Below are 1,066 nucleotides of genomic sequence, written 5' to 3' on the forward strand. Positions count from 1 at the left end.
GCCGACGTGCGCGAGCCGCAGCGGGCCGCGCAGCCTGAGGTGCACGTCGTGGACGCCGGCGGCGGCGATGGACGCGCCGAGGGAGACGTAGTCGTACGGACCCGAGGTCGGTGAGGCGGGCGACAGCACCGCGAGGGCCGGGCCGCCGTCGAGGGACAGCTCGACCGCACCCTCGCCGGCCACCTCCATCGTCACCTCGGAGACCCCCCGGCCGAAGTCGCAGGCGCGGTAGACCAGTTCGCCCGTCTCCGGGCCCGCCGGGGTCACCGCGTCGCCCGAGACCTTCGTCCGGTCGACGATCGCGATGCCCCGCTGCTCGTCGAACCCGGCCGTGGCCAGGCCGTTCGCGAGGACCGCGCGCGGCAGGGTCGGCTCGCCGTCGAGCATGACCGTCGTCCGCAGCCGGACGTCCTCGCTGGACGCCCCGGCCAGCAGCTCGTACCCGCCCGGTTCCACTCGCCACCGGTCCTGGGCGACGTCCCAGAACGCGAACGCGGCCAGCGGGACGTCGAAGCCCAGCTCGGCCGTCGCCCCCGGGGCGAGCGTGACGCGGCGGTGGTCCAGCAGCTCGCGGCGCGGACGCGGCACCGACGCGTCGACGGCCCGGGTGTAGAGCTGGGCCACCTCGTCGGCCGTCACGTCACCGGTGTTGGTGACCGAGAAGGAGACCCGCACCGCCCCGTCCCCGACCCGGGCCGTCAGGCCGTCGTACGCGAACGAGGCGTACGACAGGCCGTGCCCGAAGGGGAACAGGGGCGTGCCCTCGAAGTACAGGTACGTCTGGCGGGCGCCGATCACGTCGTAGTCGAGGAGACCGGGCAGGTCGGCGTCGTCGGCGTACCAGGTCTGCGGGAGGCGGCCGGCGGGGGAGACGTCGCCGGCCAGGACACGGGCCAGGGCGGTGCCGGCCGCCTGGCCGCCGTGCGCGGTCCACAGCACCGCCGGGAGCCCGGCCGGGTCGACGGCGTACGGGTAGGCGGCCCCCCATCGGCGTTCCGTCTGCTCTCCGAGTGAATTCAAAGGCGCATGCGGCTGCGGATTCCGCAGGTCACCCGCTTCGCATGCC

Annotated in this window: 1 protein-coding gene; it reads right to left on the reverse strand. The window is 75.0% G+C overall.

Annotated elements, in window-relative coordinates; translation table 11 throughout:
• The coding region (locus ABZ281_RS50370) for a fibronectin type III-like domain-contianing protein (RefSeq protein WP_356665652.1) at positions 1-1,066 on the reverse strand (1,066 nt) is incomplete at both ends.

Origin of the sequence: Streptomyces sp. NPDC006265 (assembly GCF_040613555.1) — a bacterium.
Taxonomy (GTDB): Bacteria; Actinomycetota; Actinomycetes; order Streptomycetales; family Streptomycetaceae; genus Streptomyces.